We start from the raw sequence: 23,830 nt of genomic DNA, 5'->3' as shown, positions 1-23,830 counted from the left end.
TGTAAAAGATGAGTGAAGAGTTAAATCTGGAAGAGGCGATTTTTACGATTATCGCCAGTGCTGGTGAGGCACGAGGTAAGGTCTTTGAGGCGATGAGCTTGGCTGAGGCAGGAAAGATTGGTGAGGCTAAGGCGCGTTATGCCGAGGCAGATACTGAGCTCCACGCTGCGCATAAGATTCAGACAGGCTTTATTCAGCAGGAGAGCGGTGGTAATCCCGTTGAGATTAGCATGCTCTTTTTGCACGCACAAGATCACTTGATGACGGCGATTTCGGAGAAGGCGCTCACCGAGAAGATTATCAATTTGCACGCAAAAGTGGCAGATTTAGATGCACGTTTACGCGCACTTGAAGGCAAGTAGGGGGAGAGGATGCGTCAATTAGGCATTTCGGTTTATGCAGGGCATGCGCCCATCGCCGAGAATAAGGCGTATTTGGACTTAGCGGCCAAGCATGGGTTTACGCGCGTCTTTATGTGTTTGCTCTCGATTGAGGGCGATAAGGAGAAGATTGTTGCTGAATTTAAGGAGACGGTAGCACACGCGATGGCGCTCAAGTACGATGTGATTGTCGATGTGGCTCCGCGTATCTTTAGTGCGCTGGGGATTTCATATCAAGATTTGAGCTTCTTTGCCGATCTGGGGGTGAAAGGTTTTCGCTTGGATATGGGCTTTACGGGCATGGAGGAGTCGATGATGACCTACAACCCGCATGGTCTGCAGGTGGAGATCAACATGAGCAACGACACGCACTATATCGAGACGATTATGGATTACAAGCCCAACACACACATGATGTTGGGGTGTCATAACTTTTATCCGCACCGTTACAGTGGCTTAACGCGCGCGCATTTTGATAGCTGTAACGTGCGTTTTAAGCAATTTGGTTTAACTACGGCAGCCTTTGTCAACTCGCATGTGGCGACGTTTGGCCCTTGGCCGGTCGATCAAGGGTTGTGTACGCTTGAGGAGCATCGCGCGTTGCCTATCGATGTGCAGGCGCGAGATCTCTTCTTTAGTGGCATCGATGTGGTGATTATCTCCAACTGCTTTGCCAGTGAGGCGGAGTTGGCGACGTTAGCGGCGATCAATAAAGATGTGCTAGAGCTTAAGATCGAGACGCTTATCGATTTGCCTGCGGTAGAGAAGAGCATTCTCTTTGATGAGTTGCACTTCAATCGTGGCGATGTCAGTAGCTTTTTGGTACGTTCCACCCAGTCGCGCGTTAAGCACAAGGGGCATCACTTTGCAGTGATGAACGCTAAGCCAACGATTGAGCGCGGTGATATTATCATTGAGAGTTCAGAATATGGGCATTATGCTGGCGAGATGCAGATTGCGCGTCATGCGATGGAGAATAGTGGTAAGAGTTCGGTGGTGGCGCGCGTGCACCCTGACTATATCCCTTTTTTAGATCGCATCGAAGCGTGGCATAAATTCAAATTAATTCCATAAAATAGAGAAAAGAGGGGCGATCTTAGGGTTGCCCCTCTTGTCAAAATGCGATAATCCATGCATACTTAACAATGATGAATCTCTTTGTATTAGGGCTAATGCCCGCACTGCTAATTACTCAATTATTTATGGGGCGCGCGCCACGGATGGTCTTGTGGCACGGGGCGATAGGCTTGCTATTGGTCTTGCCGATGGTTCTGATTCGTGCCTTTCTTTTAGATCAGGGGTTTGCTGGCGATTATATGACCTTCGCCTCGCAATGGGTGGTGGTTTTTGTGTTAGATTACCTGATACCTTTTGGTTATTTACTGGTGATGATCCCTTGGGCGTTGCACTGTCGTTGGGTTTTGCGCGACGAGATCTACTTGATTGCCTTTTTGGCCACGTTTTTTGCGGTAGATGGCTTGATTTTCTGGTTCTTTAGAAGCAGTGCTGACGGTGCATATGAGTATCTCTTTCGCCCGCTTTTTTATCTACTGTTTACGCTATTAGTTGCGCGGTTTTACGCTAAAGGCGCATGGGTTGCGTTGATTGGCTTAGTAGTAGCCACGTTGGTGGCTGGGGCAAGCGATGTCTTTATCTTTATGAATCAATATCTTTTTACTGCCTTAAGCGTCTTATTGGTGGTGGCAATTGCGTTTGCAAGTTGGTTGTTGCCGTTGTCGCTAACTAAACGCGGTGAAGACGGGCAAGAATGAGCCCTAAGCCGATTCTCTATGTGGAGCAACTAGAGAAGAGCTATAAGGTGGGCGATGCGCGTCAAAAGGTGTTGCACCATCTCACTTTTTCCCTCTATCCCAAGGAGGTGATGGCGGTGGTGGGTGAGTCGGGATCGGGCAAATCGACATTACTCAATTTAATTGCTGGTCTAGACCCGTTTGATGGCGGTACGATTACGAGCTGTGGGGTGGATGTGGGTAAGGCAAGCGATCGAACATTGGCGCAGTATCGCAATGAGGAGTTAGGCTTTATCTTTCAGTTTCACTTTTTGCTGGAAGATTTTACGGTGTTAGAGAACGTTTGCATGCCGGCGTGGTTAGCTGGGCGACGCGGTGCCACGGTGGATGCGCGCGCGCGGTATCTTTTGGATGCGGTAGGTATGGCTAATAAAGAGAAGAGCCTGCCAGCGCGATTATCGGGTGGCGAGCGCCAACGTGTGGCGGTAGCGCGTGCGTTGATGAATCGCCCAAAATTGATCTTGGCTGATGAGCCGACGGGGAGTTTGGATGGCTATCATGCGCAGAATGTTTTTCGCTTGATGGTTGATTTAACACTTGCCGAAGAAGGATCGTTGCTATTGGTTACGCACGATCTGCAGTTGGCGAAGCGAGCCTCGCGTCAATTGGAGCTGACGAAGGTTCTTGCAGGGAGCTAGCTGATGAACCTTAGTAGCTATTTAGCAAGGCGCTTTATGCTAAACCCTAAACAGCGCGCTCTACGGAGCGCCATTTGGGTGATTGCCTTGAGTGTGGCGCCGTTGGTCTTTGTGAGTCAACTCTCAAGGTCGATGGTGGAGGGCATTATCGATCGCTTTTTAGAGACCTACTCGTATCATTTACAAGTAACAAGTTTTTTAGATCCGACTTTTGATGAGGCAAAAGCGCGTCTCGCCGATGCACCGATGGTGCATGCGGTGTATGAAGAGGTGCGTAGTTATGGGTTAGCCTTCTCCTCGACGGGGCGCATGAGTGTGCAGTTGCGGGGCATCGATCCTAAGCTCTATGGCGAGGAGGGACAATTTCGACGTTATTTAACGATTGAGCCTCCGGATGCTATGCTCAATGAGGGCGAGGTTTGGTTGGGAGTGGCTAGTGCGAAGCAGTTGGGTCTTGGCGTGGGCGATACGGTGCGCCTGATGGTGGCGTACGCGGATACGATGGGCGTCTACCAACCGCGTATTTTACGGGCAGAAATTACTGCGTTGGTCTCTACAGGCTATCAAAATTTGGATGAGCGCTGGCTCTTTGTAACCCTTCCCTGGGCAAAGGATCTCTTTGCAGATGGGGAGCAAGAGCATCTCTTTGGTATCAAAGTGCATGAGCCGTACAAAAACATTAAGGCAACACGTGATGCGGTGCAGGCAATATTAGGTAATAATTATCTGGTGTATGATTGGCAAAATCTCAACAAGAGCGAACTGGTGAGCCTCAATTCTAGTCGTGGGATCTTGCTCTTTTTGTTGATTTTGATTACCGTGGTCGCGATTGCCAATACGGTGGGGGTGCTTCAACTCTTCTATTTGGAACAGATTAGGAGCATTGTTACCCTGACTTTTTTGGGCATGCATCGCAGACAGCTCTTTGCGTTTTATCTTTTTGCTAGCTTTTGGACGGCCTTAGCTGGTGTCCTACTGGGTGCGCTCTTTGGTTTGTTGTTGACCTTTGGTTTTGTGCATCTCTTGCCGTGGGTGGAGGATGTCAGTGTGGTGATGGCGCGTGGTTTGGGGCAGATCTTGCCATGGATTGAGTGGCCAGTGTTAGACTTGAGCTTTTATCTACGTGGGATGGAGGTGCGGATTGAGTGGGCATCGCTCTTGATGAGCTTGGGCGGTGTGGTTATATTAACGGTAATATTTAGTCTTGTGCCGGCATGGCGGGCAAGCGTGATGAAGCCGATGCAATTATTGAGAAAAGTATAAGATATAATAAACAACTTTTTCAGATGAATTTCTAGGTGTAAGGGAGAGAAAAATGAAGATTTTGGGGCTATTACGATTTTTGGTTGTGTTTATCTTGGTGAGTTTGGTAACGATTCCATTTTTACTGATTCAGTGGTTATTGCGCTTTTTACGCGCGCGCAAGCTCAATCGAGCCTTTGCTTATCGTACGCTCAGTTGGATATCTCGTGCATTGATGTGGGGTAATGGCGCACGCGTAACGGTGAGTGGCTTGGAGAATCTGCCTAAGAATCGTGGGGTGCTCTTTATGTCCAACCATCAGGAGTACAGTGATATTCTCTTGTGTTATGGTTATTTACGCACCCCAATGGCGATGATCGCCAAGAAGGAGTTGGGGGATATTCCCTTTCTTGCGACGTATATGCGATCGTTAGAGTGTTATATGCTCGATCGTAAAGATCCTAAGCAGGCGATGAAGCTCTTTCAAAAGGCAAAACAGCGCCTCACCGAAGAGCACTATAGCGCCTTAATTTATCCCGAAGGTACGCGTAGTCGAGGCCCTAAGAATCGTGATTTTATGGTGGGTGCATCACGTATTGCCTATCTTGCCGATACCGCAATTGTGCCGGTTACGATTAGTGGAAGCTGGAAGGCTGGGCAATATATCACGCAGGTGGGGGGTAAAAAACCGATCGATATTGTCATCCACCCGATGATTGAGACCAAAGATTATCCATCTGATCAAAAGCAAGCGCTGATGACAAAAGTGCAGACGACGGTGGAGAGTGGCTTTACCTCGGCAAATGACGCTAGTATCAGTAAGCAATAGAAAGGAGTTTGACAATGGACAAAGAGCAGAGCGAAGCAGAGAGACTACCACAAAATGAGCCTTGGTCGGCGCTCTCACACATGATTGGTGCGGGGTTGTCGGTGGTGGCGCTGGTGGTCTTGGTGGTGGCATCGATTCAACGCGCCAGTACGGTGCATACGGTGAGCTTTATCATTTATGGGGTCAGTCAAATTTTACTCTACACCATGAGTACATTATATCATAGCTTTAAGCGCGGTACGCGCGTAAAACAACTCTTTCGTCGGTTTGACCATATCATGATCTTCTGGTTCATCGCCGGAACGTATACGCCGGTGAGTTTAGTTGTGTTGCATTATCCACTGGATTGGATTTTAGTGATTATTATCTGGAGCATCGCGATTTTGGGCACGCTCTTTAAGGCGATATGGATCAAATCACCGGGTTGGATCAACTCAACGCTCTATATTGCGATGGGCTGGGTGGCGGTCTATGTCTTGAGTCCACTCTACCAGAGCGTGGGAGTTAAAGGCGTCGCCATGATGATTGGCGGGGGGCTACTCTACAGCATCGGTGCAGTGATTTATGCGCTGGGTAAAAAGAAGGATCTCAAGACGGCCATGCGCGTACACGATCTCTTTCATTGGTTTGTCTTGGCGGGATCGGCGCTCTTCTTTGTGGTGATGTACACCATTGTCTTGCCGATGCCGGTACAGTAAAGAGAATTGGGGAGTAAAAAATGAAAAGAGCGGGATTGTGGATACTCTTATTGATTTTGATGAGTTGTGGCGGTGAGCAAAAGGCGACAAAGAGCCATGCGCTTCCCTTTGACGCTTCTTGGCGCGTGTGGGATGATTTAGTGGTGAATGAGCGCGATGAGGTGCGCGAGCTAAGCGCAACCTTTAGGCAGGTTGTCCGCCCCGATGTAACGTGGTTAGGCATGCAAGGCACGCTGACTTTTTATCTGAATAAAGGCGAAATTCGTAGTGTCGCTTTTACCCCCGAAGATTTATATCGTGATGAGGAAGCGATGACAACAATGCTACGGGAGCACTTCGGAAAAAATCGTTCTGCCGACGAGGAGTTATTAGAAGCGTGGTATCAACGTGATGCCAAGGAGAGTTGGTTTCGTAAGCAAATTCCACAAGATGTTGAGATAACATTAGGTAGTCGATTAGCACACTACTGGCTGTATGATGGCTGGGTGATTGCCACGCATGCTGGGGATTATCCTTATGCATACATTGCGTTTTTAACGGAAGAAGGATTTCATTTTCGTTGCATCGACTACTTTATTGAAGAGTGTCTGGTGGATTAAAAGAGCGGAAGGAGTAGTGTATGTTTAAGAAGGGTGTCTGGATGTTTGGCATGATTTTTTGGTTGGTAAGCTGTGGGGGAAATAAGGAGGCGATTCTGCCTGAAGAAGAGCCAAGCGAGGATCTTGTCGTGGTGGAAGAAGTTACGACGGAGGTAGAAGAGGTTGAAGTTGGCGTGGAAGTGCGAGAGGAGAATGTCAATCTTATCCCCGATACACTTTTGCGCGCGATGATTGTCTATCTGCAAGATATCGAGGCGCAAGCCGAGCCTCAAGCGAGCATCGAGCTAGACCGCGAGGATTATTACCCCACACCGATGCCCTTTGGGGAGCATATCGATACGTGGATCGCGCTGTATGGCCAACCTGATGGCGAGTTGCAAAATACAAATGAGTATCCCGATTATAGACCTCCTTATGGGCGTGATCGCAACTATACAGCATTTTACAAAGAGATTACCCGTTGGCAGGGCGAGCTGTGGAATGTTACGTTAAGCTTGAATGATGCGCAAGAGATCATGATAATTAATGTCTCTTCCTGGGATGCGGAACGCCAAGAGTATCGTGCCTTTCCGAAAGATTTGTATATTTCGCTCACCGATGAGATTCGCCGTCGCCTAACTGAAGAGGCTGTCGCGCAAGGGTGGATTAGCGAGGAGGAGATACGCCTCTTCTACCTCAAGCTAATGACGCTTAATACCATTACGCGCGACGACTACTTGGTGGACGATGGCTTTATGCCCGTAAAAGATTTATTAACTGATAGTTTTCAGCTGGCTATCTATTGGTCGGATGCATATGATAGCCGATGGGACAAGAGTAACCCAGAGCGACGTTGGGGGATGGATGTGGCGCGTTGGCAAGAGGACATGCCCGCTGCTCCCTTTAAGGCAGAGGTCGGCGACTCGTTACTTAGCTTGCTCCAAAAAGAGGGCGCAGGTGTAGAGATCTACATGGACATGCCGTTTGAAAAGCTTTATGATAAAATTTCTACCGATACAGGCTTGGTCTTGCTGGAGGGTAGTAGTCTCTATAACGCACCCAATACTAGCTCGCCGTATGTTACGATGCGTAATGATATCCTTGAGGGATATCCGCTTTTGTCGTTGATGGCGTATAAGCCCGAAGAGCGCTTGGCACTATGGCAAGAGTTTGGTCGGGGAGGTCTCTATCTCTATCAGCGCGTATGGCAGGGGCAACCTATCACCATCACCTACCGCGTGTGGGGGGATAAGGTGGGGCATCGTTCGTTCTTTATGCCCAACCCTAAGGAGGAGTAGTGTATGTTTAGGAAGGGTGTCTGGGTTTTTAGCACGATCTTTTGGTTGGTAAGCTGTGGGGAAAGAAGCGAGAGTAGTCTTCAGCAAGCAGAGCCAAGCGAGGATCTTGTCGAGGTGGTAGAAGTTCCACTCAAAGTGGAGGCGGAAGAGGTTGCCGTGGAGGAGGTGGCTAAGCCGAATTCGAATCTTATCCCCATGGAACTACGCCAGCAGATGATCGCCTATCTTACCGAAACAGAAGAGACACAAGATGCAATTTCTATGGTTGAGGGTGTCGCGTCGTTGCCGTTTGACTTGATGCTGGGGCGCGATTTTGCTGACTTTCTCGAGGTACACGGTGCGCCCAATGCGATGTACTCTACCTTCGATGGGCCACCATCAAAAGTAGATAGCTACTTTACCCTCTTTCCTGATATGGAGTGGGGGGATCTTCCCATTAATTGGGCATCCTACGAGCATTTGGGCGATTGGCTTGGCTTTGCGGTGGGCGCAAATGTGATTGTCGATGTAGAGAATACTATCGCTTTGGTTATTCTGACTCCCTATTATGATCCAAGTACGCCACGTAACGATCCCACGTATGAGGAGTATTTTCAACGTTTTCGTGATGCCGAGCGCGCTTTTTTTACCCAAGCCTATCAGCCCTTGACGGACAACCGCGAGGCGAAGATTGCGTTTATTAACGAGGCGTTAGAGAAGGGCAACCTCCAGTCGTGGCGCGTACGCACCTTCTATCGCTTGCTTGGCAACTTTGTCTACCTTACGCCCGATGGCTATTTGGTGGATAGCGCTGGGTTTTATATCGATGCCATGCGCTACACGCGTGAGGGCAGTATCAGCGCTAGCGACGATGAGACGCAAATGGATGAGGCGTTGTGGCAAGAGAATTTCCCTGCATCACCTTTTCGTGCGCAGGTGGGAGACTCCTTACAGACGTTGTTGAGAGAAGAGGAGGCACTCTCCTTCTTTCTTAGGGCGCACTTCCTAGCGGGCGAGAAGAGTGATTGGCTTCGCCCAGAGGTTGGTATTCGCTTGGATTTAGCCATAGAGAACGATTGGAGCAGGGTGGATCGCGCATTTAGAGAGGCAACGGATGCAAGTAACCCGTATGTTACTTGGTGGAATGACTACGGCGGGGGCATTGCGATGATCTCTTTGATGGCGATAAAACCAGAGCATCGCTTGGCAGTGTGGCAAGAGCGTCGTAGCCGAGGCGATTATTCAGAAGATCTTTACTTTGTGGACAAAGCGTGGCAGGGCTTGGCGATTCGGGTGGTTTATCATGTTAGGGCAGATAAAATTGTACGCCGATACTATCTCTTAGCAAGTCAAGCGCGTCGTTCTTGGTAAAGGGGTGAGTATCAATATTTATGGTAACGTGTACGGCATAGACGACCTAGAGCGCGTGATAGAGAGCGCCATACACAAGGCCGAGAATAAGCTGATGCGCAGTGTGAGCTTTGGGCTAGATAGTGGCTACGAAGTGTAGCCACCCAAAAACAACTAAAAAGTAAACGGCGTACCCGTAATGTTTTTCTTCTTGACCTTTTTATCCCGAGGCTCCATAATATTTCGCAGATCATTGTGCAAACTACTTATGGCTTTTTTTGTTCTATAAGTGATCGCATGATGATTATTGTTTAGGCGAACACCGTTAATCTCAGGATAGACCCCAAAGTACTTTGTTACGCCGACAATCTTCTGCATAGTCTCCTCGCTAAGGGTTGCGTAAAAGTCGAAAGAGAGGAGGCGACCGTTATGATCCACCGTCTTCTCGACGCGTGCAGGTAATCGATAGGTAGTGTCATCAAGAACAAGCATGAGGTTAACCGAGGATAGGTTGTCTCTAATCTCGTAGTGGCTGGTATGGTAGCGCAAGAGGTAGTGGACGCCCTCGGCGTTCTCTATGGCATAGAGATAAGCTCTAACTCTATATCTATCTTGTTGTAGCGCCGGATAGCGATATTGAGAGTATCCGTCATACCAAGAGCGCCAGATGCTCTTGCCATAGATGGGATCATTGGCACGATACTCTATCTCCGTCCAATTTTTAAAAACACTTCGGTTTGGATTCCACTGGGCGGCAAGGGGGCTAGTGGCTAGCGCTACTAGGGCTAGCATCAATACAAATCGTTTCATTAAGAAAAATCCTTTTTTAAAGAAATTATTTTCTTTATTATACTACATAAACCATCATGTTGTCAATCAAATCTCTCTTTGGCGCTACAATCACCATTGTTGGATGGTGGCATCTGCTATGCTTAGGGCGTGGCCTTCTTTAGCAAGGCAGACTCTTTTTTTATCCAGGAGATACCCATGAATTACATTGGAAGTGTCAATGAATTTACCAAGTTTTTCGCCATGCATGACAACCTTATTGGTAAATCAATAAACAACGGGCGCTCTTTTGAGCGCCCTAGCTATTTATGGATAGATGCGTTCTATCCAATTTTTATACGCCTCTTGGCGGTTAAAGAGGCTCTCGTATGCCTTTGCCTGCACAAACCCCGGAATCCCTTGCGCCGTTACCACCAGTTGATAGATAAGCAGTCCTGCATCGGTTTGCATAAGATAGACAACGATAAGCATCTCTTTGGGCTTGGCGGTGGTTACAATCCCTTGCGTCAGCTTTTCGATATTTTGTGTAGTCATCAGGATCTCGTTTTCATTGGCATAGACAATCACGTCGTAATATTTGGCGCCAAAGGTCTCGTCGTCTTGCATCATCACGCCTTGCCAGCGCGCGGGGATAGCGCTAGGGCGTGGGGCATCGATCTTATTTTTGCTGGCAAAGGAGTCGACCAAGTAGGTTTCGTAGATCAACTCTTTCATCTTTTTGTCGCCACGGGAGTAGAATTGTAGCCCTTTAAGGCTGGCGATGTTGAGCAGATTGTGGTAGAGCGAAAGTTGATTTGCGCCCTTTTTGTTGGGCAGAAGGTAGAGTGATTCGGCAACGCTCTTCATTTTTACCTTATTTATTTCCGACTGCAGATTGGCTTGGAGTGCGGTGTTTTTAGGCATTAAGATAATATCACTAAGCGATTTTCCGGTATTTGTAATCTTGGCGTTGGTTAGCAGTTCTTGTTGTTGATCGGCAGTGATGATATCGCTAAGCATCATCTGCGCAAAACTATGTTGAAGAATAAATAAGCTAAGCAGAAGGACAAGGGAAATCTTTTTTTTCATAAAATATGCTCCTTTATTGCATGAATATTGCGTATCATTGTACGAGAAGCCCTTAAAAAGATCAATAGTGATAAATTTTTTGTAAAATTGGTTGTTATTGATGCAAATATCGGATATAATTTTAGGAAAATTTTAGGGATGAACTGGGAGGAGAATCGGGATGTTTACGATTACAGAAAAGTATAGCTATGATGATGTATTGTTGGTGCCTGCAGCGTCGGAGGTGTTGCCAGACGAGGCGCAGACACGTGTACGCTTGGTGCGTGATTTGTATATCAATATCCCGATCATCTCGGCGGCGATGGATACCGTAACCGAAGAGCAGATGGCGATCGCGATGGCCTTGCGCGGTGGCGTGGGCGTGATTCACCGAAACCTTTCGCCTAAAGATCAAGCGAAGCAGGTGGTGCATGTAAAGCGCTATCTTAATTGGGTTATCCACGCACCTTTCACCATCACGGCCGATGCAACAATGAAGGATGTTAAACGCACCATGAAGAAGCACGATGTGCGTGGGCTTCCCGTGGTGGACGATGCGGGCAAGCTTCTTGGCATCATTACGGGACGAGATTTGCGTTTTGTCAATAATGATGAGCAGAAGGTCTCTACGTTTATGACCAAGGATGTGATCACCGTACCTGTGGAGATCACCCCCGAACGCGCTTATGAGATGTTTGGTAAGCATCGGATTGAGAAGTTGCCGGTGGTTGATAAGGATGGCACATTGTTGGGGCTTATCACTTTTAAAGATTTACAAAAGCGCGAGGAGAATCCTGATGCAGCGGTGGATAGTGATGGGCGTTTGTTGGTGGGGGCGGCGATTAGTCCTAGCGATTGGCAGGTGCGCGTACCGATGTTATTGGAGGCGAAGTGTGATTTTGTCGTCTTTGATACGGCGCATGGCGCGGCGAAGTCGGTGTTAGAGGCGCTTAGGGCATTGCGAGAGGCGTATCCGCAAATGCCGGTGATTGCGGGTAATGTGGCGACGGCACCCACGGCAAAGCTCTTGATCGATGCGGGTGCAGATGCGATTAAAGTGGGCGTCGGGCCTGGCTCGATTTGTACAACGCGCGTGGTGAGTGGGGTGGGCTATCCCCAATTTTCGGCGGTGGTGGAGTGTGCCGAAGTGGCGCAAGCGCATGATGTTCCTTGTATTGCCGATGGCGGTATCAAGTATTCTGGCGACATTGCCAAGGCGATTGGTGCGGGGGCCAGCTGTGTGATGTTGGGCAATATGTTGGCCGGACTCAAAGAGGCGCCTGGGGATGAAATTATCTTTGAAGGACGTATTTTTAAGCAGTATCGAGGGATGGGAAGCATGGGCGCCATCGCTAGTGGTAGTGGCGATCGCTACCAAATGCGTAAGGAAGAGAAGCCCGTCCCCGAAGGCGTAGAAGGGCGTGTTCCCTACAAAGGCGAGGCAGTAAATTATCTGCATGTCTTGGTAAGCGGACTCAAAAAAGGCATGGGCTACACCGGCTGTAAAGATTTAGAAAGTTTACGTAACTATAAGCAATTCGTAAAGATAACCCAAGGCGGTTTAGTAGAATCACACGTGCATAACGTGAGTGTTACCAAAGAATCTCCAAATTATTCGTAAAAAGGCCTTGATCAAATTTAGCGAAATGGGTATAATGCCGTTAAAGTAGTTGTAATGTAAATTACAAGGATAACAATGTTATCCCCACTTGCCCTTGTAGCTCAGTTGGTAGAGCGCATCCTTGGTAGGGATGAGGTCTGCGGTTCGATTCCGCACAAGGGCTTTGGTTTTTGCCAGAGTAGGTATTTGGTTTTGAAGGGAGAATGAAGATGGCTAAAGCAAAGAAAGGTGCCGTAGAATTAATCGCACTACAATGTGGCGAGTGCAAAAATAAGAATTATACCACCCAAAAAAATCGTCGCAACACGCAAGGAAAGCTAGAGTTTTCTAAATTTTGCAAGTTTTGTCGCAAACATGTAGACCACAAAGAGACGAAGATTAAGTAGTTTTATGTTGTTATATAGGTCAGTAGCCTAGAGGTTAGGCAACGGTCTCCAAAACCGTCTTACGAGGGTTCGAATCCTTCCTGGCCTGTTTTTTTAAAATTGGAGTAAGGGATAAAATGAGTATCATTCTAACCGTTTTAGGAATCATTCTTGCTGTTTTAGTCGCCTTGACGGTCGCAGTTAATTACAAAGCCATCATTAATTTCTCTAAAGGATCGTGGCGCGAGTTAAATCGGGTTACCTTTCCTACCCGAGAAAAAGCTATCGCCCAAGCGTATATCGTTTTAGGGTCAGTGGCAATTTTTGCTGTGATGTTTGGCTTATTCGATCTTCTACTAGTACGAACAATGGGTCTGCTTTTTTAAATATTTTGACAAGATTTGCGATAAAGTAAGCCTTAGGAGATAGAGAGTGGCAAAAGCTTGGTATGTGTTGAGTGTCTTTTCTGGACATGAAAATAAAGTAGAAAAGCTCGTTCGTATGATGATGCAACATGGCGATCTTGATGCAGTTAGCGATGTTCGCGTGCCTACCGAAGAGGTGGAAGAGGTGGTAAATGGCAAAAAACGCATGGTCAGTCGCACCTTTTTACCTGGCTACCTCCTTTTGGAGATGGATTTACCAGAACGTGGCTGGAAGAGCACTCTTTCCAATCTTTCCAAAATCAATGGCGTTATGGGCTTTGTCGGACAATCGGGCAATATCAAGCCTCAACCGATTAGTGCCGAAGAGGCTAAAGAGATTCTTCAAAAAACCGGTGAAATTAAAGTAGAAAAGAGCACCCATCTTAAACAAGAGTACGCCATTGGCGAGAAAGTTCGCATTATTAGCGGTCCTTTTGAGGGATTTAATGCGATGATTGAAGAGGTGCATCACGAAAAGGGCATGCTCCGCGTCTCTGTCGTCATCTTCGACCGAAACACGCCACTGGATATTGAGTATTATCAGGTAGAGCGTGTAAGTAATTTATAGGAACAAAAGAAAATGGGAGCTACGTCCTAAATAAAACACGTAGCGATATTACCATGGAGGAAATGTAAGTGGCAAAGAAAAAAGTTACAGCAATTGTTAAGCTTCAGTGTCCTGCTGGATCGGCAACTCCTGCCCCACCAGTAGGTCCTGCGCTAGGTCCTCACGGTGTCTCGGCACCTGAGTTTGTCAAGCAATTCAATGATCGCACCAGTAAGATGGAGAAGGGTTTAATTATCCCTTGTGAAATTACGATTTTTGCCGATCGTACCTTCACGTTTATCCTCAAAACTCCCCCCGCAGCAGTTTTAATTAAAAAAGCGATCGGGTTGGATAAGGGATCGGCAAAGTCTCATATCGAGAAGGTCGGTAAGATTACTAAGGCGCAAATCGAAGAGATTGCCAAGTTGAAGGCACCCGATCTTAACGCTATCGATCTTGATGGTGGTGTAAAGATTATCGCTGGAACGGCGCGCAGTATGGGCGTGACGGTGGAGGGCTAGGATGAGACGAGGCAAGAAGTATTTAGAGGCTAAAAAAGCCATCGAAGCAGATAAAATTTACGAGCCAATGGCTGCGTTAGAGTTGATTAAAAAGATTGCATTTGCAAAATTTGACGAGACAGTAGAAGTTTCGGTGGCGTTGAACATCAAAAAGAGTCATTCGATTCGTGATACGTTTGTTTTACCTCATCAGTTTACCGCCGAAAAGAAGATTTTGGTCTTTGCCAAAGGCGAGAAGGCAGATGAGGCAAGAGCAGCTGGTGCCGCTTATGTGGGTGATGATGATTTGATTCAGAAGGTTAAAGATGGTTGGACAGACTTTGACGTCTGTATTGCTACTCCCGACATGATGAAAGATGTGGGTAAGTTAGGTCCTGCCTTGGGTCGTCGTGGTTTAATGCCCAACCCTAGAACCAAGACGGTTACCAACGATATTACCGCCACTGTTGCTGAACTTAAGAAGGGACGTATTGAATTTAGAGCCGATAAGACGGGCGTAGTTCATTTAGCAGTAGGTAAGTTGAGCATGCCTTTGGAGCACGTACAGGAGAACTTGATGGTTTTCTTTTCGGAGCTTATTCAGAAGCGTCCTACAGATCTTAAGGGCGAGTTCATTCGCTCGGTCTATCTTGCGAGTACGATGGGACCAGCAATCAAGTTGGAAAATGCGGTAATCACTGCAACAAGGAGCGCTTAAGGTATGGAAAGAAAGATTCAACCCAAAAAAATTGAAGCGGCAAAGAAGTTGGTTCAAGAGATCGGTGGAGCAAAGGATCTCTTTTTTACCGAGTATCAAGGTTTGACGGTAAAGCAATTAACCACGCTTCGTAAAGAGCTTCGCACTCATGATGCAACGTATGCTGTTGTAAAGAATAGCATGGTGCGGGCGGCCTTTAGAGAGCTTGGTAAGTCTGACTTAGATAAGTACTTTGTCGGCACCAGTGCTATCATGTTTACCCATGGTGAGGAGTCTGGTCCTGCCGCTAAGGCGCTTACCACGTTTGCCAAGGAGAACAAGGCTTTGGTGGTGAAGGGTGGTTATGTGGGTGGCGAGGAGTATGATGCTAATGCAGTTATCAGTTACAGTCAGCTACCTACTCGTATCGACCTTATTGCGATGTTGGCGCGCACGCTTAACGAGCCTGTGGCACAATTTGCCCGTGCTTTGCAAGCGGTTGCTGATCAAAAAGAGGCTTAAAAGGCAATTTAGTCTTCGTTTAACCGTTAACTTGCTAGTTGCCAAAAAATAATATATATTATAGGAGAAGATAATATGTCAACGGAAGAGATTTTGAGCGCAGTAGAAAAGATGACTGCTTTGGAGCTATCGGCTTTAGTAAAGGCCATTGAAGAGAAATTTGGAGTAAGTGCTGCTGCTCCTGTAATGATGGCTGCAGGTCCTGCTGCCGCTGCTGAAGAAGAGAAGACTGAATTCAACGTCGTTCTTAAGGATTTTGAAGCTTCTGCTAAGGTTGCTGTCATTAAGGCTGTTAAGTCGGTTACTGGCTTGGGTCTTGGCGAAGCAAAAGCCATGGTCGAGCAAGGTGGCGCAACCATTAAAGAGGCCGTGAGCAAAGATCAGGCTAATAAGATTGCAGAAGAACTTAAGGCTGCTGGAGCAACTGTAAGCATTGAATAGAAGACGTATGTCGCCTATCTATTAGCACACAATACGACGTATGGCAGAGGATTTTCTTTTGTCTAGCGTCGTTTTGTGCTAAATGATTAGATTTAAACGAGTTATCTGGTGGGGGAGAACCTAAATGTTTGTTCGAAAAAGAGACCAAGAAAGGAAAGTTGTGGGGGAACAGTATGAAGAAGTCGTACAATTCCCTAATTTAATCGATATTCAATTTGCAAGCTACGAGCGTTTTTTACAGCTAGAGGCTCTCTCGCAGAATAAACCGCTTAAGCGACAGGGTTTGCAGGATGTCTTTGAGTCTACCTTTCCTATTGAGAGTCCTAATGGTGAATTCATTTTGGAGTATCACGGTTATACTATTGATCTTAATGCAATCAAATTTTCAGAGGTTGAGTGTAAGCAGAAGGGGGTCTCTTATGAGGCGCCATTAAAAGCAAAGATTAACTTGGTCTTTCAGAACACTGGTGAAATCCGCCAAAAAGATATCTACATGGGCGATGTTCCTCTCATGACCGATCGCGGGACTTTTATCATTAATGGTGCCGAGCGTGTTGTTGTCTCACAGATTCACCGCTCACCAGGTGTTATTTTTAGTTATGAGAAGGGTATTTTTTCCAGCCGAATTATTCCTTACCGTGGAAGTTGGTTGGAGTTTGAAGTTGATCCTAAGAAAAATTTAATATTTACCAAAATAGATCGTAAAAAACGTATCCTCGGTACGCTCTTTTTACGCGCACTTGGCTTTGAGAGTCGTGAAGAGATTCTTAATCTTTTTTACAAAACCGAAGAGATGGATCTCGTTGATGATGTCGATCTGAAAAACACTTTACTAGGGCGCTACTTAGCAAAGCCGGTCTTTGTCCTTAATGAAGATGGCACCCAGCGCCGTCTCTTTCGCGCAGGTGATCGTATCTATCTACACGAACTGGATGCGATGTTGCATGCGGGAGTCAAGAGCGTTGAGCTGATTGACTTTATTGTCCCTGGCAGTGTGAATAGCGACATTATTTTGAAGTGTTTTGAGTGGGAAGATAGTCGTGATTATGGCGATAAGGATGATGCACCTAATAAGGAGGATGCGCTTACGGCGGTGTATGATGTCTTGATGCCAGGAGAGCCGATGACGGTGGAGAATGCCGAGAAGGATTTACACTCGACGTTCTTTAGTAGCCGACGCTACGATTTAGGTTCGGTCGGACGCTATAAGATTAATAAAAAGTTTGGTTATGAAAATCCTGATCACGAGAATACGGTTTTGACCAAAGAGGATATCGCTGCGACCATGCGCTATCTGATGAAGGTATACACCGATGCCGAGCAGATTGACGATATCGACCACTTGGGGAATCGACGCGTGCGTAGTGTGGGTGAGTTGCTTACCAACGCGATGAAGAGCGCCTTTAGCCGTATGGAGCGCAATGTTAAAGAGCGCATGAGCATTAAAGAGGTGGAGTCGCTTAAGCCACAGGATATTATCAGCATTAAGCCCATTGTCTCGGCGATTAAGGAATTTTTTGGCTCGAGTCAGCTCTCGCAGTTTATGGATCAGTGTAACCCTTTAGGAGAGTTGACCCATAAGCGTCGTCTTAACGCTTTAGGACCCGGTGGTCTTACCCGCGATCGGGCTGGTTTTGAGGTGCGCGACGTTCATTATACGCATTATGGGCGCATGTGTCCTATTGAGACGCCTGAAGGTCCAAACATCGGTTTGATTATGAGTTTGGCAAATTATGCGCGTGTTAATGAGTATGGCTTTTTGGAGAGTCCTTATCGAAAGGTGGTGAAGGGTAAGGTTACCAAAGAGGTGGAGTATCTCTCGGCGATTGACGAAGAGCGATATCTTATTGCGCAGGCCGGTGCTCCTATCGACGAACAAGGACGATTTTTAGAAGAGCAAGTTGCTGTGCGCAAGGCGGGCGACTACACGACTAGTTCGGCTCCTGAGATCTCTTATATGGATGTTTCGCCCAAACAGATTATCTCCACGGCCGCCTCGTTGATTCCATTTTTGGAGCACGATGATGCGAACCGCGCGCTGATGGGTTGTAACATGCAACGTCAGGCTGTTCCGCTTCTCTTCCCCGAGGCGCCACTGGTGGGTACGGGTATGGAGATGAAGGCTGCCTATGATTCGGGTGTATTGCTCAAGGCCAAGCATGCAGGTGAGGTGATTTACTCTTCGAGCGTGGTGGTTAAGGTACGTCGTGATGAGGATCCTTCCATTATCGATGAGTACCCCTTAACTAAGTTTCAACGTACCAACCAAGATACCTGTTTCAATCAAACTATGTTAGCCAGAAAGGGCGATAAGGTTGCCAAGGGTGATATTTTGGTGGATGGGCCTGCAATCCAGAATGGTGAGCTTGCCTTGGGTCGAAACCTTTTGGTGGGTTTTGTGCCTTGGATGGGCTATAACTATGAGGATGCGGTTTTAATTAGCCAACGGGTGATCAAAGAAGATCACTATACGTCGGTGCATATTAGCGAATTTATCACCGAAGTTCGGGAGACAAAGCTTGGGCCTGAGAAGATCACTAAGGATATCCCCAATACCAACGAGCGTGCCTTAGCCCAGTTGAGCGAAGAGGGTATTGTGCGGGTGGGTGCGTTGGTGCAATCGGGATCGATTTTGGTGGGAAAAGTTACGCCTAAAAATGACGCCGATACTACTCCTGAATTTAAGTTACTCAACTCGATCTTTGGCGAGAAGGCCAAGGAGGTACGCGACTCTAGTTTGAAGCTTCCTCATGGTGTGGAGGGTACGGTTGTCGATGTTCAGCGCCTAAAGCGCTCGGCAGGTGATGAGTTGGATCCGGGAGTAGAAGAGGTGGTTAAGGTGCTTATCGCTACCAAGCGCAAGTTGCGTGTGGGTGATAAGATGGCGGGTCGTCACGGAAACAAGGGTGTTGTCGCGCGCATTGTTCCTGAGTCGGATATGCCATACATGGCCGATGGTACGCCGTTAGATATCTGTTTAAATCCGTTGGGCGTGCCTAGCCGTATGAATATTGGACAGATCATGGAGACAGCACTAGGCATGGTGGCTGCCAAGCGTGGCGAGCATTATGCGACACCGGTTTTCCAATCGCCGAGCAACGACTTTATCGACGAAGAGCTGGCGAAACTTGGCATCGATCAAGGTTGTACGATGACGCTTTATGATGGTTTAACCGGTGAGCCACTGCGTAATCCTGTCTTTGTGGGATACATGTACTACTTGAAGTTGCACCACTTGGTAGACGACAAGATGCATGCGCGATCGACAGGTCCGTACAGCTTGGTTACCCAGCAACCGTTGGGTGGTAAGGCACAATTTGGAGGTCAACGTTTGGGTGAGATGGAGGTTTGGGCGCTGGAGGCTTATGGCGCGGCCAATACCTTGCAAGAGTTACTTACCGTTAAGTCTGACGATATGAATGGCCGTGCGAAGATTTATGAGGCAATTGTTAAAGGTGAACCGACTAATCCAGCGGGTATTCCAGAGGCCTTTAATGTTATGGTGCAAGAGCTTAGGGGATTGGCGCTCAATCTCTCTCTCTCGGACGCACGTGGAAACCCTGTACCGCTTACCGAACGCGATGAAGAGCTGTTGAGCAAGCGCGGGGAGAGTGGTGCATTTAATAAGTAAGATGGCACCGGCATAAAGAAGCAAGAGGGGTGGATAGAGTATGAAAGAGATGGCAGAGTTTGATAGTATTCGTATTAGTTTGGCAAGTCCTGATCAGATTAAGGCATGGAGCTATGGCGAGGTAAAGAAGCCAGAGACGATTAATTACCGCACGCTAAAGCCAGAAAAAGAGGGGCTCTTTTGTGAGCGTATCTTTGGTACTACGAAGGAGTGGGAGTGCTTTTGTGGTAAGTTTAAATCGATACGCTATAAGGGTGTGGTCTGCGATCGTTGTGGGGTTGAGGTTACGCATTTTAAGGTGCGCCGTGAGCGTATTGGACATATTGAACTTGCCTCGCCGGTGAGCCACATTTGGTACTATCGTAGTGTGCCTAGCCGTATGGGATTACTCTTAGATCTCTCGATGTCGGCATTACGTTCGGTGCTCTACTTTGAGAAGTATATTGTGGTGGACGCGGGCGATACGGATCTTAAAAAGATGCAATTGCTCACCGAAGAGGAGTACTCCAGCGCCAAAGAGCGCTTTGGCTTGAGCTTTACCGCGGGTATTGGTGCGGAGGTGATTCGCACCCTTTTGGAGCAGATTGATCTGTATGAGTTAGCCTCATCTTTGCGTGCCGAGATGATCGAGAAGGGAGCTAAGAGTGATAAGCGCCTTTTAAAGCGCTTGGAGCTGGTAGAAGACTTTCGCGATTCGGGCAACCGACCGGAGTGGATGATCCTTGATGTTGTGCCGGTCTTGCCACCAGAACTACGTCCGATGGTACAGCTTGATGGTGGGCGTTTTGCCACCTCTGACTTAAATGATCTCTATCGCCGTGTGATTAACCGAAACAACCGCCTCAAGCGTTTGATTACGCTAAAGGCCCCTGATATTATTATCCGTAACGAAAAGCGTATGCTTCAAGAGGCGGTTGATGCACTCTTTGATAATGGTAAAAAGAAGAAGGCGGTGAAGGGGTCGGGCAACCGTCAGCTTAAATCGTTAAGTGATATGCTCAAGGGTAAGAGTGGTCGTTTCCGCCAGAACTTGTTGGGTAAGCGTGTTGACTACTCGGGGCGTTCGGTTATCGTGGTTGGGCCAAACCTCAAGCTTCATCAGTGTGGTTTGCCTAATAAGATGGCGATGGAGCTCTTTAAGCCTTTTATTATGAAAAAGCTTATCGACAGAGATTTTGTAAGCAATATTAAAAAAGCAAAAATTTTGGTGGAGCAAGAAGCGCCTGAGGTTTGGAATGTCTTGGACGAAGTAGTTAAAGAGCATCCTGTCCTCTTAAACCGCGCGCCGACCCTGCACCGTTTGGGTATGCAGGCGTTTGAGCCAGTGCTGGTAGAAGGCAAGGCGATTCGTCTGCATCCGCTGGTTTGTACCGCGTTTAATGCCGACTTTGATGGTGATCAGATGGCGGTGCACGTGCCATTGACGCAGGCGGCACAGATTGAGTGTTGGACGTTGATGATGTCGACGAACAACTTGCTCAACCCATCAAATGGTCAACCGGTGGTCTACCCACGTCAGGATATGATTTTGGGTATCTATTACCTTACCAAGAACTACCTTGAGAAAGAGGGCGAAAAGCTCCGCTACTTCTCGGGTGAGGATGAGGTCTTAATGGCTGCCGAGCGTGGGGTATTGGATTATCATCAGCTCTGCTTTGTTCGCCTGAATAATGAGTGGGTCAAGACGACCCCAGGGCGCATGATTTTTAACCAAAATATGCCCGATGAAGTGCCCTTTGTCAACGAGACACTGGGCGATAAGCAGGTGCGTCGTTTGATTGCGCAAGTCTATGCCGAACATGGTTCGTATACCGCGGTGCAGATGTTAGATGCCATTAAGAATACGGGATATCGTTATGCAACCTTCTTTGGTGCCTCTATCTCGATGAATGATATTCTTGTGCCAGAAGAGAAGAAGAGCATGGTGGAGGCCGCCAACAAAGAGATTGTGCGTATCTCTGAACAGTATAAGAAGGGCCATATTACCGATGAAGAGCGCTACCAACGCGCGATTCAGACGTGGTCGAATGCTAACGATCAGCTTACGGATTTGATGATGAAGAAGCTGGAGGTTGCTAAGGGTGGATTTAATAGCGTCTATATGATGGCAGACTCAGGTGCGCGTGGATCGCGTAACCAGATTCGTCAGTTGGCGGCGATGCGTGGTTTGATGAACAAACCCAATGGACATATTATTGAGTTGCCGATTCGTTCTAACTTTAAAGAGGGTCTCTCGGTTATCGAGTACTTTATTTCGAGTAACGGTGCGCGAAAAGGTCTCTCGGATACGGCGCTCAAGACGGCCGAAGCTGGATATTTGACCCGTCGTTTGGTGGACATTGCCCAAGACGTGGTGATCAACGAAGAGGATTGTGGTACGATCAATGGCTTGGTCTTGGCTGCGGTTAAGGATGGAGAAGAGGTTATTGAATCGCTCTCTAGCCGTCTGGCGGGGCGCTTCTCTTTGGAGCGTTTGGCGCATCCAGTTACAGGCGATGTCTTGATAGATATTGGTGAGGAGATTACCGAAGAGGGCGCTCTGGTGATTGAGGATCTTGGCTTTGATTCGGTTAAGGTGCGTTCGGTCTTAGCGTGTGAGTCGAAGTATGGGGTCTGTCAGAAGTGTTATGGACGCGATCTTGCGCGTGGGCACTTGGTCAACGTGGGCGAAGCCGTCGGTACGATCGCTGCCCAGTCGATTGGTGAACCGGGTACCCAGCTAACCATGCGTACTTTCTATACCGGCGGTGCGGCGAGCACGGCGAGTGAAGATAATAAGGTAAGCTTTAAGTACGATGTCTATATCGAGAAGATTCAGGGTAATTACATTGAGCTTGAGGGTTCTAAGCTCCTCTTCACGCGACGTGGATCGTTGACATTGCGTCAGGTATTGCAGAGCGAACAAATCGCTAAAGACGATAAGCTCGTGGGAGATTTTCCTCGTCGGGTGGTTAAAGACGAGGTGCTTATGGTGAAGGCTGGTGGTAAGAAGATCCATGCCTCGGCGCTGGGGTATATTGACTATCATGGTAAGCATATCTATTTGATGGCCAATGAGCAGAATATCACCATCCGTAACGGATCAGAAGTGGTGGTAAAGGTGGGGCAGATGATCCCTGCCGGTGAGGCTTTGGCAAGCTTTGACGCCTTCTCTGACCCCATTATTGCCGAGCAAAGCGGATATATGCGCTTTGTGGAGATTGAGTTGGGGCGTACGTTGCGCGAAGAGACCAATGAAGATACCGGTGCTACCGAGCGTAAAATCACCGATCTCTCCAATGAGTCTGCGCAGCCTCGCATCGAGATTTTGAGCGATCATGGCGATGTTTTGGGTGTCTACTACTTACCGGGACACGCCTATCTTGCGAATGAGACACAAGATGGTGCATTTGTGGAGGCGGGAACGCGTCTGGCGCGTATGCTTAAAGAGAGTCAGAAGTCGATGGACATTACCAGCGGTCTGCCTCGGGTTAGCGAGCTCTTTGAGGCGCGTCGTCCGCGCAATGCCGCTGTCTTGAGTTTGATCTCGGGTAAGGTGCACTTTAGAGGCGTAACCAAGGGCAAGCGTACCATTGTGGTGGAAGATCCCTTTGGCAAAGAATTTAAGCACCAAGTGCCGATGAGTCGCTACTTACTCGTGCGTGAAGGTGATATGGTAGAGGCGGGGGAGCCACTGTGTGATGGCGCGACCGATCCGCATGATATCTTGCAGATTTTGGGCGAACAAGCGCTTCAGCAATTTTTGTTGCGTGAGGTACAGGCGGTCTATCGCATGCAGGGTGTGCAGATTCATGATAAGCACGTGGGTATTGTCATCCGTCAGATGATGCGTAAGATGGAGATTGTTCAGATTGGCGACACGGGCTTTATCTATGGCCAGCAGGTGGATAAGTACGACTTTCACCATGAGAATGCGCGGGTGCATGCCGATGGTGGAGAGGTGGCGATTGCGCGTCCACTCTTGTTGGGTGTTACACGTGCAAGCTTGAATATTGGTAGCTTTATCTCGGCGGCCTCCTTCCAAGAGACAACGCGGGTACTTACCAACGCTGCCATTGCCGGCGAGGTGGATAATCTTAAGGGTCTCAAGGAGAATGTCATCATTGGACACCTTATCCCTGCTGGAACGGGGATGAAGCGCTATCGCAAGATGAAGCTCTCGAATCAGGAGTATACTGACTTGGATGACTTGGTGCAAGAGACGAAAGAGAATCGTCGTCTGGAGCAAGAGTTGGCGCGTCAACGTATGAACGAAGAGCTTGCCGAAGATGAGGTCGAAGTGGAGAGCGCCGAGCTTGACGAGGTTTACACCTACGAAAATGGTGGCGACTTTGGCATGAGCGAAATTGATCTAGACGATGAGTAGCATGTAGATAGGAAAGGAGTTCTTGAGCGATTTTCTCTTGCTCAAGAGCTCTTTTTCGTTTATTATGAATAGTAGA

Annotated in this window: 23 protein-coding genes and 2 tRNA genes; 23 read left to right on the top strand and 2 right to left on the bottom strand. The window is 47.8% G+C overall.

Annotation, left to right across the window (positions count from 1 at the left end):
- Positions 1–8 precede the first annotated feature (8 nt).
- The 11 genes from PVA46_RS07380 to PVA46_RS07330 all read left to right on the top strand — a co-directional run bounded on the left by PVA46_RS07380 (position 9) and on the right by PVA46_RS07330 (position 8,963).
- On the top strand, positions 9–362 hold the full coding sequence (locus tag PVA46_RS07380) for a PTS lactose/cellobiose transporter subunit IIA (RefSeq protein ID WP_167696094.1): 354 nt from the start codon (positions 9–11) through the stop codon (positions 360–362).
- 9 nt (positions 363–371) lie between these two features.
- Entirely contained in the window at positions 372–1,454 is a 1,083-nt protein-coding gene (locus tag PVA46_RS07375; protein WP_167696093.1) for a DUF871 domain-containing protein, read from the top strand.
- Between the two features lie 71 nt (positions 1,455–1,525).
- A complete protein-coding gene (locus PVA46_RS07370) occupies positions 1,526–2,152 on the top strand; it encodes a hypothetical protein (RefSeq protein WP_274360284.1) in 627 nt (208 codons plus the stop codon).
- Entirely contained in the window at positions 2,149–2,829 is a 681-nt protein-coding gene (locus PVA46_RS07365; protein WP_167696091.1) for an ABC transporter ATP-binding protein, read from the top strand. Before PVA46_RS07370 ends, PVA46_RS07365 begins: the two co-directional genes overlap by 4 nt.
- A 3-nt stretch (positions 2,830–2,832) precedes the next feature.
- Complete coding sequence (locus PVA46_RS07360) at positions 2,833–4,092, top strand: ABC transporter permease (RefSeq protein WP_167696090.1); 1,260 nt, start codon at positions 2,833–2,835, stop codon at positions 4,090–4,092.
- A gap of 52 nt (positions 4,093–4,144) precedes the next feature.
- The gene (locus PVA46_RS07355; RefSeq protein ID WP_167696089.1) at positions 4,145–4,900 is read left to right on the top strand and encodes a lysophospholipid acyltransferase family protein; all 756 of its coding nucleotides are present in this window, start codon (positions 4,145–4,147) and stop codon (positions 4,898–4,900) included.
- A gap of 14 nt (positions 4,901–4,914) precedes the next feature.
- Positions 4,915–5,598, top strand: a complete 684-nt coding sequence (gene trhA, locus PVA46_RS07350; RefSeq protein ID WP_167696088.1) for a PAQR family membrane homeostasis protein TrhA — start codon at positions 4,915–4,917, stop codon at positions 5,596–5,598.
- A 20-nt stretch (positions 5,599–5,618) separates the two neighbouring features.
- Entirely contained in the window at positions 5,619–6,197 is a 579-nt protein-coding gene (locus tag PVA46_RS07345; protein ID WP_167696087.1) for a hypothetical protein, read from the top strand.
- 20 nt (positions 6,198–6,217) lie between these two features.
- Positions 6,218–7,474 carry a hypothetical protein gene (locus PVA46_RS07340; RefSeq protein ID WP_167696086.1) on the top strand — a complete coding sequence of 419 codons (1,257 nt, stop codon included), beginning with the start codon at positions 6,218–6,220 and terminating at the stop codon, positions 7,472–7,474.
- 3 nt (positions 7,475–7,477) lie between these two features.
- Entirely contained in the window at positions 7,478–8,824 is a 1,347-nt protein-coding gene (locus PVA46_RS07335; protein WP_167696085.1) for a hypothetical protein, read from the top strand.
- Positions 8,825–8,828: 4 nt separating this feature from the next.
- Positions 8,829–8,963 carry a hypothetical protein gene (locus PVA46_RS07330; RefSeq protein WP_274360283.1) on the top strand — a complete coding sequence of 45 codons (135 nt, stop codon included), beginning with the start codon at positions 8,829–8,831 and terminating at the stop codon, positions 8,961–8,963.
- Positions 8,964–8,977: 14 nt separating this feature from the next.
- Here the strand turns inward: PVA46_RS07330 and PVA46_RS07325 are convergent, their stop codons facing one another.
- Together PVA46_RS07325 and PVA46_RS07320 are read right to left on the bottom strand one after the other, a co-directional pair.
- Entirely contained in the window at positions 8,978–9,613 is a 636-nt protein-coding gene (locus PVA46_RS07325) for a hypothetical protein (RefSeq protein WP_167696084.1), read from the bottom strand.
- Positions 9,614–9,898: 285 nt separating this feature from the next.
- Complete coding sequence (locus tag PVA46_RS07320; RefSeq protein ID WP_167696083.1) at positions 9,899–10,660, bottom strand: DUF6675 family protein; 762 nt, start codon at positions 10,658–10,660, stop codon at positions 9,899–9,901.
- Between the two features lie 160 nt (positions 10,661–10,820).
- Between PVA46_RS07320 and guaB the strand changes: the two genes are divergently transcribed.
- The 12 genes from guaB (at position 10,821) to rpoC (ending at position 23,754) form a co-directional block, all read left to right on the top strand.
- Positions 10,821–12,260 (top strand): IMP dehydrogenase, encoded by a 1,440-nt coding sequence (guaB, locus tag PVA46_RS07315; RefSeq protein WP_167696082.1) that lies wholly within the window; start codon positions 10,821–10,823, stop codon positions 12,258–12,260.
- 90 nt (positions 12,261–12,350) lie between these two features.
- A tRNA-Thr gene (locus tag PVA46_RS07310) sits at positions 12,351–12,423 on the top strand.
- A 46-nt stretch (positions 12,424–12,469) separates the two neighbouring features.
- The gene (rpmG, locus tag PVA46_RS07305; protein ID WP_167696081.1) at positions 12,470–12,646 is read left to right on the top strand and encodes a 50S ribosomal protein L33; all 177 of its coding nucleotides are present in this window, start codon (positions 12,470–12,472) and stop codon (positions 12,644–12,646) included.
- Between the two features lie 16 nt (positions 12,647–12,662).
- Positions 12,663–12,734 (top strand) — tRNA-Trp (locus PVA46_RS07300).
- Positions 12,735–12,762: 28 nt separating this feature from the next.
- Positions 12,763–13,011: a preprotein translocase subunit SecE gene (gene secE, locus PVA46_RS07295; protein WP_167696080.1), complete on the top strand. Its 249-nt coding sequence runs from the start codon at positions 12,763–12,765 to the stop codon at positions 13,009–13,011.
- A gap of 46 nt (positions 13,012–13,057) precedes the next feature.
- Positions 13,058–13,618 (top strand): transcription termination/antitermination protein NusG, encoded by a 561-nt coding sequence (gene nusG, locus PVA46_RS07290; RefSeq protein WP_167696079.1) that lies wholly within the window; start codon positions 13,058–13,060, stop codon positions 13,616–13,618.
- Positions 13,619–13,686: 68 nt separating this feature from the next.
- A complete protein-coding gene (rplK, locus tag PVA46_RS07285; RefSeq protein WP_167696078.1) occupies positions 13,687–14,118 on the top strand; it encodes a 50S ribosomal protein L11 in 432 nt (143 codons plus the stop codon).
- Position 14,119: 1 nt separating this feature from the next.
- Positions 14,120–14,815: a 50S ribosomal protein L1 gene (gene rplA / locus PVA46_RS07280; protein ID WP_167696077.1), complete on the top strand. Its 696-nt coding sequence runs from the start codon at positions 14,120–14,122 to the stop codon at positions 14,813–14,815.
- A gap of 3 nt (positions 14,816–14,818) precedes the next feature.
- On the top strand, positions 14,819–15,316 hold the full coding sequence (gene rplJ, locus PVA46_RS07275) for a 50S ribosomal protein L10 (RefSeq protein WP_167696076.1): 498 nt from the start codon (positions 14,819–14,821) through the stop codon (positions 15,314–15,316).
- Positions 15,317–15,391: 75 nt separating this feature from the next.
- On the top strand, positions 15,392–15,757 hold the full coding sequence (gene rplL / locus PVA46_RS07270; RefSeq protein WP_167696075.1) for a 50S ribosomal protein L7/L12: 366 nt from the start codon (positions 15,392–15,394) through the stop codon (positions 15,755–15,757).
- A 124-nt stretch (positions 15,758–15,881) separates the two neighbouring features.
- Positions 15,882–19,388, top strand: a complete 3,507-nt coding sequence (gene rpoB, locus PVA46_RS07265) for a DNA-directed RNA polymerase subunit beta (RefSeq protein WP_167696074.1) — start codon at positions 15,882–15,884, stop codon at positions 19,386–19,388.
- 40 nt (positions 19,389–19,428) lie between these two features.
- Positions 19,429–23,754, top strand: a complete 4,326-nt coding sequence (gene rpoC / locus PVA46_RS07260) for a DNA-directed RNA polymerase subunit beta' (protein WP_167696073.1) — start codon at positions 19,429–19,431, stop codon at positions 23,752–23,754.
- Positions 23,755–23,830: the final 76 nt, after the last annotated feature.

Source organism: Entomospira culicis (assembly GCF_028748145.1).
GTDB classification, from domain to species: domain Bacteria; phylum Spirochaetota; class Spirochaetia; order WRBN01; family WRBN01; genus Entomospira; species Entomospira culicis.
This window is presented reverse-complemented; position numbering and strand designations above follow the sequence as displayed.